The following is a 13,557-nucleotide window of genomic DNA, read 5'->3' on the forward strand; positions in this document are numbered from 1 at the left end:
TGAGCCTTATGGCCACCACTTCGCTTGACCTGGCCAAGGTCCGCAACATCGGGATCATGGCCCACATCGACGCGGGCAAGACGACGACCACCGAGCGCATTCTGTTCTACACCGGTGTGAGCTACAAGATCGGTGAGGTCCACGACGGCGCTGCCACGATGGACTGGATGGAGCAGGAGCAGGAGCGCGGCATCACGATCACGTCTGCTGCGACGACCTGTCACTGGCCGCTCGACGACGTCGACCACACCATCAACATCATCGACACCCCGGGTCACGTGGACTTCACGGTCGAGGTGGAGCGTTCGCTCCGCGTCCTCGACGGTGCCGTCACCGTGTTCGACGGTGTCGCCGGTGTGGAGCCGCAGTCCGAGACGGTCTGGCGCCAGGCCGACCGGTACGGCGTCCCCCGCATCTGCTTCGTCAACAAGCTCGACCGTACGGGCGCGGAGTTCCACCGCTGCGTCGACATGATCGTGGACCGCCTCGGCGCGGTTCCGCTGGTCATGCAGCTCCCGATCGGTACCGAAGCTGACTTCAAGGGCGTCGTCGACCTCGTGACGATGAAGGCCCTTGTCTGGTCCGCCGAGGCGACCAAGGGCGAGATGTACGACACGGTCGACATCCCGGCGTCGCACACCGAGGCCGCTGAAGAGTGGCACGGCAAGCTCGTCGAGGCCGTCGCCGAGCACGACGACGCGATGATGGAGCTGTACCTGGAGGGCCAGGAGCCCACCGTGGAGCAGATGTACGAGGCGATCCGCCGCATCACGCTCGCGTCCAAGGGCGCCGCCGACTCCGTCACCGTCACCCCCGTCTTCTGCGGCACCGCGTTCAAGAACAAGGGCGTCCAGCCCCTGCTCGACGCTGTCGTGCGCTACCTGCCTTCTCCCCTGGACGTCGACGCCATCGAGGGTCACGACGTCAAGGACCCGGAGACGGTCATCAAGCGCCGGCCGTCCGAGGACGAGCCGTTCGCCGGTCTTGCGTTCAAGATCGCGAGCGACCCGCACCTGGGCAAGCTCACCTTCGTCCGGGTGTACTCCGGCCGTCTGGAGGCCGGCACCGCGGTGCTGAACTCCGTGAAGGGCCGCAAGGAGCGCATCGGCAAGATCTACCGCATGCACGCGAACAAGCGTGAGGAGATCGCGTCGGTGGGCGCCGGTGACATCGTCGCCGTGATGGGCCTGAAGCAGACCACCACCGGTGAGACGCTGTGCGACGACAAGAACCCGGTGATCCTGGAGTCCATGGACTTCCCGGCGCCGGTGATCCAGGTCGCCATCGAGCCCAAGTCCAAGGGTGACCAGGAGCGGCTGGGTGTTGCCATCCAGCGGCTCGCGGAGGAGGACCCCTCCTTCCAGGTTCACTCGGACGAGGAGACCGGCCAGACCATCATCGGTGGTATGGGCGAGCTTCACCTCGAAGTGCTTGTCGACCGCATGAAGCGCGAGTTCCGCGTCGAGGCGAACGTCGGTAAGCCGCAGGTCGCCTACCGTGAGACGATCCGTAAGGCCGTCGACCGGGTCGACTACACCCACAAGAAGCAGACCGGTGGTACCGGTCAGTTCGCGAAGGTGCAGATCGCGATCGAGCCCATCGAGGGCGGCGACGCGTCGTACGAGTTCGTGAACAAGGTGACCGGTGGCCGCATCCCGAAGGAGTACATCCCTTCGGTCGACGCGGGCGCGCAGGAGGCCATGCAGTTCGGCATCCTGGCCGGTTACGAGATGACCGGCGTGCGGATCACCCTGCTCGACGGTGGTTACCACGAGGTCGACTCCTCGGAGCTGGCCTTCAAGATCGCCGGCTCGCAGGCGTTCAAGGAGGGTGCCCGCAGGGCGTCCCCCGTGCTCATGGAGCCGATGATGGCTGTCGAGGTCACCACGCCCGAGGACTACATGGGCGATGTGATCGGCGACCTCAACTCCCGCCGTGGCCAGATCCAGGCCATGGAGGAGCGGAGCGGCGCTCGTGTCGTGAAGGGCCTCGTGCCCCTCTCGGAGATGTTCGGCTATGTCGGAGACCTCCGTAGCAAGACCTCGGGTCGCGCAAGCTACTCGATGCAGTTCGACTCCTACGCCGAGGTTCCGAGGAACGTCGCCGAGGAGATCATCGCGAAGGCCAAGGGCGAATAACTCACCCGAGTTCAGCCCGTAGCCTTGTCACCGGCAGGCACCGGGGCATTTCTTCCGCGACAGCGAGGAAATGCCCCGGGCCCCGGCATCCCAGCAAAGATCACCTGGCGCCGATGAGTAAGGCGTACCAGAACCACTCCACAGGAGGACCCCAGTGGCGAAGGCGAAGTTCGAGCGGACCAAGCCGCACGTCAACATCGGCACCATCGGTCACATCGACCACGGTAAGACGACCCTCACGGCCGCCATTACCAAGGTGCTGCACGACGCGTACCCGGACCTGAACGAGGCCTCGGCCTTCGACCAGATCGACAAGGCTCCCGAAGAGCGCCAGCGCGGTATCACCATCTCCATCGCGCACGTCGAGTACCAGACCGAGTCGCGTCACTACGCCCACGTCGACTGCCCCGGTCACGCGGACTACATCAAGAACATGATCACGGGTGCCGCCCAGATGGACGGTGCCATCCTCGTGGTCGCCGCCACCGACGGCCCGATGCCGCAGACCAAGGAGCACGTGCTCCTGGCCCGCCAGGTCGGCGTGCCGTACATCGTTGTCGCCCTGAACAAGGCCGACATGGTGGACGACGAGGAGATCCTGGAGCTCGTCGAGCTCGAGGTCCGTGAGCTGCTCTCCGAGTACGAGTTCCCGGGCGACGACCTCCCGGTCGTCAAGGTCTCGGCGCTCAAGGCGCTCGAGGGCGACAAGGAGTGGGGCCAGACCGTCCTCGACCTGATGAAGGCCGTCGACGAGTCCATCCCGCAGCCCGAGCGTGACGTCGAGAAGCCGTTCCTCATGCCGATCGAGGACGTCTTCACGATCACCGGTCGTGGCACCGTCGTCACCGGTCGTATCGAGCGTGGTGTCCTGAAGGTCAACGAGACCGTCGACATCGTCGGTATCAAGCAGGACAAGACCACCACCACGGTCACCGGCATCGAGATGTTCCGCAAGCTGCTCGACGAGGGCCAGGCCGGTGAGAACGTCGGTCTGCTCCTCCGTGGCATCAAGCGCGAGGACGTCGAGCGCGGCCAGGTCATCATCAAGCCCGGTTCGGTCACGCCGCACACCGAGTTCGTGGCCCAGGCCTACATCCTGTCGAAGGACGAGGGTGGCCGTCACACCCCGTTCTTCAACAACTACCGCCCGCAGTTCTACTTCCGTACCACGGACGTGACGGGCGTGGTGACCCTTCCCGAGGGCACCGAGATGGTCATGCCGGGTGACAACACCCTCATGAACGTCTCGCTGATCCAGCCGGTCGCCATGGAAGAGGGCCTGAAGTTCGCCATCCGTGAGGGTGGCCGGACCGTGGGCGCCGGCCAGGTCACCAAGATCGACAAGTAGTTCTGCCGGTCTGACCTGGTCGCTCTCCGGAGCAGCCGTTACAGGGGCCCCGTATCCCGTCCGAGAGGACGGCGGTACGGGGCCCCTGTCCTGTGTCCGAGGGGTTTATTCGATGGCCCGCCCGCGTCCCCGGCTCCTACTGTGATCACCATGTGGACGCAGTACCCGCGCACCCCGCATCTGCCCTGGTCGCCGGGGGCGACGGCCGACGACGTGCGGGCCGTCGACCTGGCGGGGCTGCGCGGCCGTGAGGTCGTGGTCACGGAGAAGCTCGACGGCGAGAACACCACCCTGTACGCGGACGGTGTGCACGCCCGCTCCCTCGACTCGGGGCACCACCCGTCGCGCGCGTGGGTCAAGGGACTTCAGGGCCGCGTCGGCGCGCTGATCCCCGCGGGCCACCGGGTGTGCGGGGAGAACGTGTACGCGCGCCACTCGATCCCGTACGGCGAACTCGACAGCTGGTTCTACGGATTCTCGGTCTGGGCCGGCGACGCGTGTCTGGGCTGGGACGACACCGTGCGCTTCCTGCGCCGGCTCGGGATCCCCGCCGCCCCCGTGCTGTGGCGCGGCACGTTCGACGAACGGGCCCTGCGCGGGCTGCGGTTGGACACCGTGCGGCAGGAGGGCTACGTCGTCAGGACCGCCGAGGGCTTCGGGCGCGCGGAGTTCGCGCGGCGCGTGGCCAAGTGGGTGCGGCCCCGGCATGTACAGACCGACACGCACTGGATGCATACGGCGGTGGTGGAGAACGGGCTCGGTCCCGCCGCCCCGCTGTGGGCCGTACGGTCCGGCGGGGCCGCCGATGTGCCGGAGCTGGTTACCGCGGTGGGTCTCGGCGCGGGGGCCGACGCCGACGTGGACGCGGTCGTGGCCGACGCGTGCGCGCGGCTCGATGTGCTGGGGCGCTCGGGGGACGCCCGGCTGGACGGCGTACTGGCGACGCTGTTCCACCGCGTGCCGCGGGCACGGCTCGCGGCCTCGCTCGCCGCCCCGCTGGGCATGGCGCAGGCGCGCCGCGTCGCCGACCTGGCGGGGCTGCACACGGGTCTGCACCGGCCGTTCCCCGACGAGGAGCGGCGGGCCGGTCTTGGCTCGTTGTCCGTCGCCGCCGATCTCGGTGTGCTGCATGCCGTGTCCGCCGCCGTGCTGGCCGGACGGACCGGGCCCGCGGCGGAGGCGGCGCGTGACCAGGTCGAATGGTCGGCGCTGCACGCGGAGGAGGCGGGGCTGCTGGGGGAGTCGCCGGCCGAGCCGCTGCGTGCGGGGGTCCGTGCGGCGCTCGCCGGAGCGCGCGGGCTGGAGGCGGACGCCGCCGACCGGTGCTGGGCGAAGGCCCGGGAGGCCTGGGCGGACGGCAGGATCAGCACGGCCGACGAGGCGGTGGCCGCGACCTGGCGGTGGCGGTCTGGGGACTTCCCCCGGCTGATCCAGCTCGTCGGCCCTTCGGGCAGCGGCAAGAGCACCTTCGCCGCCCGGCTCGACGGGGTCGGCACCCGGACACCCACGCCTGGCCCCGCCCGCACGCGACGACCCCCGACACCCTCCGCTACGCGATAGGCCTGGGCCACACCCCACCGGACCCCGACCACCTGGCCACGATCGCCACGCCCTGGACCAGGGGCCTGCCGGGGGTCGAGGTCGAGTGGGCGCCGGGCGGAGCCGTAGGGACTCCGCGGTGAGGCAGCGCCGTCGTGTCAGGCGTAGCGCGGCAGTTGCTCGGTCGAGATGACCCACTCGCCGATGGTGATGTCCTCGCCGTAGACGAAGTCTTTCCGGGTGGCGTACCGAGGTCCGCTCGGAGTGGCGTGAATGTCGGAGCAGACGGCACCCGTACCGGTGCGGGGATCGAAGATCACGTACAGCGGGATGCCGAGCAGCGGATAGTCGCGCATCTTGCCGACCCAGTCGTTGTCCGGGTTCGACCGTGACACGACCTCGACGACCGCGATGAGGGAGCGCGGGTCGAAGGGACCGTCGATCTCCATGTCGGCTTCGGCGATCACCATCACGTCGGGATGGCGGACCACGCCTTCGCCCGCGTCTTCCACATCGGGCGTGCCGGTGTGCGCGAGCAGCCCCTCGGGCATGACTTTTTCCAGCCGTCGGCTGACACGGGCCGCAGTCAGCTCATGAGGCCCGCCGGGCGCCATCATGTCGTGGACGATTCCTTCCTTGGTGATCTCCAGTTTGCCGGGGACGCTGTCCTGCATCTGCTCGACGATGTCGCGCATCGCCCGGTAGTGAAGGGCGTCATTGCGCGCGTGATCCGGGGCGATGGTCATGGCTCGCTCCTCACTGGGTCTGCGGCTCCGCCGGACTGCTGCTCTCATGCTATCCACGGCCAGGGAGCTACGGCGCTCGTGGGAAGCTGGGCGCTCGATGTTGGTGGCGGTGGGAGGAAGTCGGTCATGGCTATCGAGGACGTCGTGGTCTCCGAGGCGCTTCAGCGGATTCGGGCTCGGCTGGCCGAGCTGCCCGAAGGGCAGGGGAACGGGTACTGGTTGCCCTCCGGGTCCGAGGACGACCGGCGGGCCTATATCTCCGCCAATCGCGAGATCATCCGGGCCGCCGCCCAACACTGCGCCCTGCCCGCCGAGTTGCTGGCCGGGATCGCCTGGCAGGAGATCGGTGGCAATCCGCGCATCGTCGACGACGTGGCGTACGAGGTGCGGTCGGTCGTCCCCGGGCTCGAAGATCCCGACAAGACGTCCATGGGGCCGCTGGCCGTTCAAGTCCGGCGGGCCGCCGAGGTGTTGGGGTACGACGCCGAGTCGTTGGCCGGGGCGCAGCGGGATGTCGTGGTGGAGGCCGTCAGGGAGCCGCGGCAGAACATCTTCATCGCCGCCCAGTACCTGGCGCACGTCAAGACGGAGAGCGACTGCGCCGACGTGCCGGCCGAGCGGCTGACCCGTGAGCAGATGCAGGAGCTCGCCACCCGGTACAACGGCGGTCCCTACTACCGGGTCGAGATGGCGCAGGCGTACGGCCGTGAGTTCGCCAAGAATCTGGACGCCGCCCGCGAGGCCCTGGGGTAGCTCCGCTGTCAGTGCGCCAGGGCCGTGGTTTCCGCCCGGGCCGCCGCCAGTGACTCCGTCGCCAGCGGGCGGAACTCGGCCAGCGCCGGGAGGGCCGGTGCCACGGTCAGTTCGGCCGTGACGAAGCGCAGATTCTCGTCCCGTACGCCGAGGCCCGCGAAGTACTTGCGCAGGTACGGCGTCTGGAAGTCCCAGCCCTCGCGCGGTGTGCCGGGGCCGTACGCGCCGCCCCGCGCGCCCAGCACCACCACCTTCGTGCCGCGCAGCGCGCTCCCGCCGGTGGCCGGGTCGGTGAAGGCGCCGGGGAAGGTGATCCGGTCGATCCACGCCTTCAGCGACGCGGACACCGCGTAGTTGTACATCGGGGCGCCGATCACCACCGTGTCCGCCGTCAGCAGCTCCGTGATCAGCGGGTGGGTCAGCTCCCAGGTCTCCTTCTCGGCCGGGGTCCCGAGCAGTGCGTCCACCTCCTGCGGCGGGACGAGGCCTTCGCGCTCCAGCCGCCGCCCGAGCACGCAGTACGCGGTGTCGAGCGGCGGTACGGGGTCGGCCGCCAGGTCGCGGTAGCGGTAGCCGGCCGCCGGGCCGTGCGCGGCCCGCCAGGTGTCGGCGAACCGGGCGGTCAGCTGCCGGCTGACCGACTCGCCGGAGCGGTTGGCGCTGGAATCCAGGTGCAGCAAGGATGGCAAGGACGGCATCGGGGGTTCTCCTGTCACTTCGGCTGTCTCGCGTTCGTCAGGGGGAGTGACGGAGCAGGACGAACAAAGGTGACCGATGGACGAGCGCGACGAGCTGGCGGAACTCTTCGAGGCGGAGCGCGGCAAGCTGCGCGCCGTCGCCTACCGGATGCTCGGCTCCGTGACCGAGGCCGACGACGCCGTGCAGGAGGCGTGGCTGCGGCTGGGCCGGGTCGACGCCGGCGAGCTGGACAACCTGGCCGGCTGGCTGCGCACGGTGGTCACCCGGATCTGCCTCGACGTCCTGCGCTCCCGCAGGGCCCGCCCCGAGTACGTGACCGGGCAGCCGCTCGACGAGGTCCCCGACCCGGCCCCGGCGGGCCGGCCGGAGGACGAGGCGCTGCTGGCCGACTCGGTGAGCCGTGCGCTGCTCGTGGTGCTCGGCACCCTCGCGCCGGCCGAGCGGGTCGCTTTCGTGCTGCACGACATGTTCGCCGTGCCGTTCGACCAGATCGCCCCCATCGTGGAACGCACCCCGGTCGCGACGAAGAAGCTCGCCAGCCGGGCCCGGCACAAGGTCCGGGGCGTCCCCGCCGCCCCGCCCGCCGAGCTGGCCCGGCACCGCCAGGTCATCTCGGCGTTCCTGACGGCGGCCCGCGCCGGTGACCTCCCCGCCGTCCTCGCCGTGCTCGCCCCCGACGTGGTGCGCACCGCCGACCTCGTCGCCGTACCGCCGGGCGGATCGCGGGTGGCGCGCGGCGCACGTGAGGTCGCCGAGGGGACGGTCGTCCTCGCTGACCGGTCGAAGCTCGCCGAACTGGCCCTGGTCGACGGCGCGGTGGGAGCCGTCGTGGCGCCCGGCGGCCGGCTGCTGTTCGCGCTCACCTTCACGGTCGAGGGGGACAGGATCGCCGCGTACGACGTGATCGCGGACCCCGCGCGACTGCGCGAACTCGACCTCGCCGTCCTCGGCTGACCGGCCGCCCGCTACTCTCTGCGGACCTGTTGATCCGAAGAGGGGTTCGAGCCGTGGATGTCGCCGCCGGTGTGCTGGTGGGTCTGGTCGCCGTGCTCCATCTCTACATCATGATCATGGAGATGTTCCTCTGGGAGCGCGGTCCGGGCCGCGGCCTCTCCGGCTTCGACGCCGAGATGGCGCGGGCGACCGCGCCGCTCGCCGCCAACCAGGGTCTCTACAACGGCTTCCTGGCGGCGGGACTCGTCTGGGGCCTCGTCGCCGACGACCCGACCGGGTACCGCGTCCGGGTCTTCTTCCTCTGCTGCGTGGTCGTCGCCGGGGTGTACGGGGGGCTCACGGCGAACCGGCGGATCCTGCTCGCGCAGGCGCTGCCCGGTGCCGTGGCGCTCGCCGCCGTCCTCGTCGCGGGCTGAGCCGGCGTCGTGGGCTGAGCCGGCCCGCCCGAGGGGGCACAGGGGAAACGTCTCGGAGGAGGGCCGGGAAACGCCTCGAAGGGGCACGAGGATTCGTATCTGCCCCCGTGGGGTACTCTTTCCGGCCGCGATTGGCCAGGGCCACGGCCCCTATGGCACACTGTTCCAGTTGCTCGGTTGAGCGCCAATGCTGCACGCCTCCCGCCGGGAGGACCGGAAGCGAGTCCCACAGTACTCGTCGTCCTAACTGCCTTCCGGGGCAGCAATGGGACGGACGTACGGGAATCTTCCGGGAAGTGTCAGTGTGGTGCCGGCCAGGCACCCGGCGGGTGGTCTGCCCCCGGCTCGCGGCCTCGCGGTCCGCACCCCCTTGGTAGGGAAATCCTTCGGGAGTTCTTGTTGGAGGGGATGCGACACGCCCGACCACGGGGGTCGGAGCAGACGCAGTAGGCCCACCGGGTACCAGAGCGTTACGAGAGACAGGATTACGAAGCAGCCATGGCGGGACAGAAGATCCGCATCCGGCTCAAGGCTTACGACCACGAGGTCATCGACTCTTCCGCGAAGAAGATCGTCGAGACCGTGACGCGCACTGGCGCGTCGGTCGCAGGCCCGGTGCCGCTGCCCACTGAGAAGAACGTGTACTGCGTCATCAAGTCGCCGCACAAGTACAAGGACTCGCGCGAGCACTTCGAGATGCGCACGCACAAGCGCCTGATCGACATTCTCGACCCGACGCCCAAGACCGTTGACTCGTTGATGCGCCTGGACCTTCCGGCCGGCGTCGACATCGAGATCAAGCTCTGAGAGGCGCGGAAGAGATGGCAAAGCAGATCAAGGGCGTCCTGGGCGAGAAGCTCGGCATGACCCAGGTCTGGGACGAGAACAACCGTGTCGTCCCGGTGACCGTGGTCAAGGCCGGACCCTGCGTCGTTACCCAGGTCCGTACGAATGACTCCGACGGCTACGAGTCGGTCCAGATCGCCTTCGGCGAGATCGACCCTCGCAAGGTGAACAAGCCCCTCAAGGGCCACTTCGCCAAGGCCGACGTGACCCCGCGCCGCCACCTGGTGGAGCTCCGCACCTCCGACGCGTCCGAGTACACGCTCGGCCAGGAGGTCACTGCCGAGGTGTTCGAGTCCGGCGTCAAGGTAGACGTCACGGGCAAGAGCAAGGGCAAGGGCTTCGCCGGTGTCATGAAGCGTCACAACTTCCACGGCCTCGGCGCCGGTCACGGCGTCCAGCGCAAGCACCGCTCGCCCGGTTCCATCGGTGGCTGCGCCACCCCTGGCCGTGTGTTCAAGGGCATGCGCATGGCCGGCCGGATGGGCAACGAGCGCGTGACCACACAGAACCTGACCGTTCACGCCGTTGACGCGGAGAAGGGCCTGCTCCTGATCAAGGGAGCGGTTCCTGGTCCGAACGGCGGCCTCGTCCTGGTCCGTACCGCTGCCAAGGGGGCCGGTAACTGATGAGCACCGTTGACATCCTCTCGCCGGCGGGCGACAAGGCCGGGACCGTCGAACTCCCCGCGGAGATCTTCGACGCCAAGGTCAGCATTCCGCTGATCCACCAGGTCGTCGTCGCTCAGCTGGCCGCTGCCCGTCAGGGCACGCACAAGACCAAGACGCGTGGCGAGGTCCGCGGCGGTGGCAAGAAGCCGTACCGCCAGAAGGGCACAGGCCGCGCCCGTCAGGGTTCGACCCGCGCCCCGCAGTTCGCGGGCGGTGGCGTCGTCCACGGTCCCGTGCCGCGTGACTACTCGCAGCGCACCCCGAAGAAGATGAAGGTCGCCGCACTGCGCGGTGCCCTCACCGACCGGGCCCGTCACTCCCGTATCCACGTCGTCTCCGACGTGGTCGAGGGTGCGGCGTCCACCAAGGCTGCCAAGTCCCTGCTGGGCAAGGTCAGCGAGCGCAAGAACGTGCTCCTGGTCGCCGAGCGGGCCGACGAGGCCGCGTGGCTGTCCGCTCGCAACCTGCCCCAGGTGCACATCCTGGCGCCGGGCCAGCTGAACACGTACGACGTGCTCGTCTCCGACGACGTGGTCTTCACCAAGGCCGCATTCGAGTCTTTCGTGTCCGGCGCGCCGGCTTCACAGGCTGCTGAGACCGAAGGGAGCGAAGCCTGATGGCTACGCGTCACCCGAGCATCGCCTCCAAGGCGGCCAAGGCCGCCAAGGCTTCCCGTCAGGCCAAGGCCCGTCGTGAACCCGGCCCCACCGTTGAGACCCCGCTGAGCAAGACCCTCTCGGACCCGCGCGACATTCTCGTCAAGCCGGTCGTCTCCGAGAAGAGCTACGCACTGCTCGACGACAACAAGTACACGTTCGTCGTCGACCCGCGTGCCAACAAGACCCAGATCAAGCAGGCCGTCCAGGCGGTCTTCTCGGTCAAGGTCACCGGGGTCAACACGATCAACCGCCAGGGCAAGCGCAAGCGCACCCGCAACGGTTTCGGCAAGCGTGCTGACACCAAGCGCGCCATCGTGACCCTCGCTGAGGGCGACCGAATCGACATCTTCGGCGGCCCGACCTCCTGACGGAGGTCGAGTCGTTCAGAAGTCCGAGATCTTCCGAGGACTGAGAAATGGGTATCCGCAAGTACAAGCCGACGACGCCGGGCCGTCGTGGCTCCAGCGTCGCCGACTTTGTCGAGGTAACGCGGTCCACGCCGGAGAAGTCGCTGGTCCGCCCTCTGCACAGCAAGGGCGGCCGTAACAACGCCGGTCGTGTGACCATGCGCCACCAAGGTGGCGGCCACAAGCGCGCCTACCGCGTGATCGACTTCCGTCGTCACGACAAGGACGGCGTGCCGGCCAAGGTCGCGCACATCGAGTACGACCCGAACCGCACCGCGCGGATCGCGCTGCTGCACTACGCGGACGGCGAGAAGCGCTACATCATCGCCCCGGCCAAGCTGAGCCAGGGCGACCGGGTTGAGAACGGCGCAGGCGCCGACATCAAGCCGGGCAACAACCTTCCCCTGCGCAACATCCCGGTGGGTACGACGATCCACGCCATCGAGATGCGTCCCGGCGGCGGCGCGAAGATCTCCCGTTCCGCGGGTGCTTCGGTCCAGCTGCTGGCGAAGGAGGGCTCCATGGCCACCCTTCGTATGCCGTCCGGTGAAGTTCGCATGGTCGACGTCCGCTGCCGCGCCACGATCGGTGAGGTCGGCAACGCCGAGCAGTCGAACATCAACTGGGGCAAGGCCGGCCGTATGCGCTGGAAGGGCGTCCGCCCGTCCGTCCGCGGTGTCGCCATGAACCCGGTCGACCACCCGCACGGTGGTGGTGAGGGCAAGACCTCCGGTGGTCGCCACCCGGTCTCCCCGTGGGGTCAGAAGGAAGGTCGTACTCGCTCTCCCAAGAAGGCGAGCAGCAAGTACATCGTCCGCCGCCGCAAGACGAACAAGAAGCGCTAGGAGCGGGTTTAGATGCCGCGCAGTCTCAAGAAGGGGCCCTTCGTCGACGACCACCTGATCAAGAAGGTGGCTGTCCAGAACGAAGCGGGCTCCAAGAACGTCATCAAGACCTGGTCCCGTCGCTCGATGATCGTCCCGGACATGCTGGGCCACACGATCGCGGTGCACAACGGCAAGATCCATGTCCCGGTGTTCATCACCGAGTCGATGGTCGGCCACAAGCTCGGTGAGTTCTCGCCGACTCGCACCTTCCGCGGCCACGTCAAGGACGACCGGAAGTCGAAGCGCCGCTAACGCGGGGTGGAACCGACTATGACTCACACCGAAGGGACAACCATGGAAGCCAGGGCCCAGGCGCGGTACATCCGCGTCACGCCCATGAAGGCCCGCCGCGTGGTGGACCTCATCCGTGGCATGGACGCCACGGAGGCTCAGGCGGTCCTGCGTTTCGCCCCGCAGGCCGCGAGCGTGCCGGTAGGCAAGGTGCTTGACAGCGCCATTGCCAACGCCGCGCACAACTACGACCACTCCGACGCCAACACGCTGGTCATCAGCGAGGCGTACGTGGACGAGGGTCCGACCCTCAAGCGGTTCCGGCCGCGCGCCCAGGGGCGTGCCTACCGGATCCGTAAGCGGACCAGCCACATCACCGTGGTCCTCAGCAGCAAGGAAGGAACCCGGTAATGGGCCAGAAGGTTAACCCGCATGGGTTCCGGCTCGGCATCACCACGGACTTCAAGTCCCGCTGGTACGCCGACAAGCTGTACAAGGACTACGTCAAAGAGGACGTCGCCATTCGTCGCATGATGACGAAGGGCATGGAGCGGGCCGGCATCTCGAAGGTCGAGATCGAGCGCACCCGCGACCGCGTCCGCGTCGACATCCACACCGCGCGTCCGGGCATCGTCATCGGTCGCCGCGGCGCCGAGGCCGACCGTATCCGCGGCGAGCTGGAGAAGCTGACCGGCAAGCAGGTCCAGCTGAACATCCTTGAGGTCAAGAACCCCGAGGTGGACGCTCAGCTGGTGGCCCAGGCCGTCGCCGAGCAGCTCTCCTCGCGTGTCTCCTTCCGTCGCGCCATGCGTAAGAGCATGCAGTCGACGATGAAGGCCGGCGCCAAGGGCATCAAGATCCAGTGCGGTGGCCGCCTCGGCGGCGCCGAGATGTCCCGCTCGGAGTTCTACCGCGAGGGCCGTGTGCCCCTGCACACGCTCCGCGCGAACGTGGACTACGGCTTCTTCGAGGCCAAGACGACCTTCGGCCGCATCGGCGTGAAGGTCTGGATCTACAAGGGCGACGTCAAGAACATCGCCGAGGTGCGCGCCGAGAACGCCGCGGCGCGCGCGGGCAACCGTCCGGCACGTGGCGGCGGCAACGACCGTCCCGCAGGCCGCGGTGGCCGTGGTGGCGAGCGTGGCGGCCGCGGTGGCCGCAAGCCGCAGGGCGCTCCCGCGACCGAGGCCCCCAAGGCCGAGGCCGCCGCAGCTCCCGCCGCGGAGGCGACGCCCACTTCTACCGGCGGATCGGAGGCCTGACCGA

15 protein-coding genes and 1 pseudogene are annotated in these 13,557 nt (G+C 68.6%); 14 read left to right on the forward strand and 2 right to left on the reverse strand.

Features of this window, described 5'->3' with window-relative positions:
• The first annotated feature begins 8 nt into the window (after positions 1-8).
• The 3 genes and pseudogenes from fusA to OHS57_RS22965 form a co-directional block, all read left to right on the forward strand.
• The gene (gene fusA, locus OHS57_RS22955; RefSeq protein WP_041985776.1) at positions 9-2,138 is read left to right on the forward strand and encodes an elongation factor G; all 2,130 of its coding nucleotides are present in this window, start codon (positions 9-11) and stop codon (positions 2,136-2,138) included.
• Between the two features lie 154 nt (positions 2,139-2,292).
• On the forward strand, positions 2,293-3,486 hold the full coding sequence (gene tuf / locus OHS57_RS22960; protein ID WP_328583193.1) for an elongation factor Tu: 1,194 nt from the start codon (positions 2,293-2,295) through the stop codon (positions 3,484-3,486).
• Positions 3,487-3,636: 150 nt separating this feature from the next.
• Positions 3,637-4,980 (forward strand): annotated as a pseudogene (locus OHS57_RS22965) (RNA ligase family protein); the annotation flags it as partial.
• Between the two features lie 203 nt (positions 4,981-5,183).
• Here OHS57_RS22965 and OHS57_RS22970 read toward each other — a convergent pair.
• A complete protein-coding gene (locus OHS57_RS22970) occupies positions 5,184-5,771 on the reverse strand; it encodes a Uma2 family endonuclease (protein ID WP_328583194.1) in 588 nt (195 codons plus the stop codon).
• A gap of 126 nt (positions 5,772-5,897) precedes the next feature.
• On the opposite strand from OHS57_RS22970, the gene OHS57_RS22975 reads away from it, so the two are divergent.
• Positions 5,898-6,524, forward strand: coding sequence for a hypothetical protein (locus OHS57_RS22975; protein WP_328583195.1), 627 nt, complete (start codon positions 5,898-5,900; stop codon positions 6,522-6,524).
• Between the two features lie 8 nt (positions 6,525-6,532).
• Here the strand turns inward: OHS57_RS22975 and OHS57_RS22980 are convergent, their stop codons facing one another.
• Positions 6,533-7,222, reverse strand: coding sequence for an FMN-dependent NADH-azoreductase (locus tag OHS57_RS22980; RefSeq protein ID WP_041985763.1), 690 nt, complete (start codon positions 7,220-7,222; stop codon positions 6,533-6,535).
• Between the two features lie 76 nt (positions 7,223-7,298).
• Here OHS57_RS22980 and OHS57_RS22985 point away from each other — a divergent pair, with 76 nt between their 5' ends.
• The 10 genes from OHS57_RS22985 to rpsC all read left to right on the forward strand — a co-directional run bounded on the left by OHS57_RS22985 (position 7,299) and on the right by rpsC (position 13,553).
• Positions 7,299-8,177, forward strand: a complete 879-nt coding sequence (locus tag OHS57_RS22985) for a sigma-70 family RNA polymerase sigma factor (RefSeq protein ID WP_328583196.1) — start codon at positions 7,299-7,301, stop codon at positions 8,175-8,177.
• Between the two features lie 53 nt (positions 8,178-8,230).
• Entirely contained in the window at positions 8,231-8,593 is a 363-nt protein-coding gene (locus OHS57_RS22990) for a DUF1304 domain-containing protein (RefSeq protein ID WP_041985756.1), read from the forward strand.
• 498 nt (positions 8,594-9,091) lie between these two features.
• Positions 9,092-9,400, forward strand: coding sequence for a 30S ribosomal protein S10 (gene rpsJ, locus OHS57_RS22995; RefSeq protein WP_003948644.1), 309 nt, complete (start codon positions 9,092-9,094; stop codon positions 9,398-9,400).
• Between the two features lie 14 nt (positions 9,401-9,414).
• Positions 9,415-10,065, forward strand: a complete 651-nt coding sequence (gene rplC / locus OHS57_RS23000) for a 50S ribosomal protein L3 (RefSeq protein ID WP_041985750.1) — start codon at positions 9,415-9,417, stop codon at positions 10,063-10,065.
• Positions 10,065-10,724, forward strand: a complete 660-nt coding sequence (gene rplD / locus OHS57_RS23005) for a 50S ribosomal protein L4 (protein WP_041985747.1) — start codon at positions 10,065-10,067, stop codon at positions 10,722-10,724. The genes rplC and rplD overlap by 1 nt, the downstream gene beginning before the upstream one ends.
• Positions 10,724-11,134, forward strand: coding sequence for a 50S ribosomal protein L23 (rplW, locus tag OHS57_RS23010; RefSeq protein ID WP_041985745.1), 411 nt, complete (start codon positions 10,724-10,726; stop codon positions 11,132-11,134). Before rplD ends, rplW begins: the two co-directional genes overlap by 1 nt.
• A gap of 47 nt (positions 11,135-11,181) precedes the next feature.
• On the forward strand, positions 11,182-12,018 hold the full coding sequence (gene rplB, locus OHS57_RS23015; RefSeq protein ID WP_041985742.1) for a 50S ribosomal protein L2: 837 nt from the start codon (positions 11,182-11,184) through the stop codon (positions 12,016-12,018).
• A gap of 12 nt (positions 12,019-12,030) precedes the next feature.
• A complete protein-coding gene (gene rpsS / locus OHS57_RS23020) occupies positions 12,031-12,312 on the forward strand; it encodes a 30S ribosomal protein S19 (protein WP_041985739.1) in 282 nt (93 codons plus the stop codon).
• Between the two features lie 42 nt (positions 12,313-12,354).
• Entirely contained in the window at positions 12,355-12,702 is a 348-nt protein-coding gene (rplV, locus tag OHS57_RS23025; protein WP_041985736.1) for a 50S ribosomal protein L22, read from the forward strand.
• Entirely contained in the window at positions 12,702-13,553 is an 852-nt protein-coding gene (gene rpsC / locus OHS57_RS23030; RefSeq protein ID WP_328583197.1) for a 30S ribosomal protein S3, read from the forward strand. The genes rplV and rpsC overlap by 1 nt, the downstream gene beginning before the upstream one ends.
• The last annotated feature ends 4 nt before the right edge of the window (positions 13,554-13,557 follow it).

The organism is Streptomyces sp. NBC_00370 (assembly GCF_036084755.1).
GTDB lineage: Bacteria > Actinomycetota > Actinomycetes > Streptomycetales > Streptomycetaceae > Streptomyces.

Excerpts from the sequence above, each read along its gene's own strand:
- fusA (WP_041985776.1), top strand. The coding sequence starts at position 9 with ATGGCCACCACTTCGCTTGACCTGGCCAAGGTCCGCAACATCGGGATC.
- OHS57_RS22970 (WP_328583194.1), bottom strand. The coding sequence starts at position 5,771 with ATGACCATCGCCCCGGATCACGCGCGCAATGACGCCCTTCACTACCGG.
- OHS57_RS22975 (WP_328583195.1), top strand. The coding sequence starts at position 5,898 with ATGGCTATCGAGGACGTCGTGGTCTCCGAGGCGCTTCAGCGGATTCGG.
- OHS57_RS22980 (WP_041985763.1), bottom strand. The coding sequence starts at position 7,222 with ATGCCGTCCTTGCCATCCTTGCTGCACCTGGATTCCAGCGCCAACCGC.
- OHS57_RS22985 (WP_328583196.1), top strand. The coding sequence starts at position 7,299 with ATGGACGAGCGCGACGAGCTGGCGGAACTCTTCGAGGCGGAGCGCGGC.
- rpsJ (WP_003948644.1), top strand. The coding sequence starts at position 9,092 with ATGGCGGGACAGAAGATCCGCATCCGGCTCAAGGCTTACGACCACGAG.
- rplC (WP_041985750.1), top strand. The coding sequence starts at position 9,415 with ATGGCAAAGCAGATCAAGGGCGTCCTGGGCGAGAAGCTCGGCATGACC.
- rplD (WP_041985747.1), top strand. The coding sequence starts at position 10,065 with ATGAGCACCGTTGACATCCTCTCGCCGGCGGGCGACAAGGCCGGGACC.
- rplW (WP_041985745.1), top strand. The coding sequence starts at position 10,724 with ATGGCTACGCGTCACCCGAGCATCGCCTCCAAGGCGGCCAAGGCCGCC.
- rplB (WP_041985742.1), top strand. The coding sequence starts at position 11,182 with ATGGGTATCCGCAAGTACAAGCCGACGACGCCGGGCCGTCGTGGCTCC.
- rpsS (WP_041985739.1), top strand. The coding sequence starts at position 12,031 with ATGCCGCGCAGTCTCAAGAAGGGGCCCTTCGTCGACGACCACCTGATC.
- rplV (WP_041985736.1), top strand. The coding sequence starts at position 12,355 with ATGGAAGCCAGGGCCCAGGCGCGGTACATCCGCGTCACGCCCATGAAG.
- rpsC (WP_328583197.1), top strand. The coding sequence starts at position 12,702 with ATGGGCCAGAAGGTTAACCCGCATGGGTTCCGGCTCGGCATCACCACG.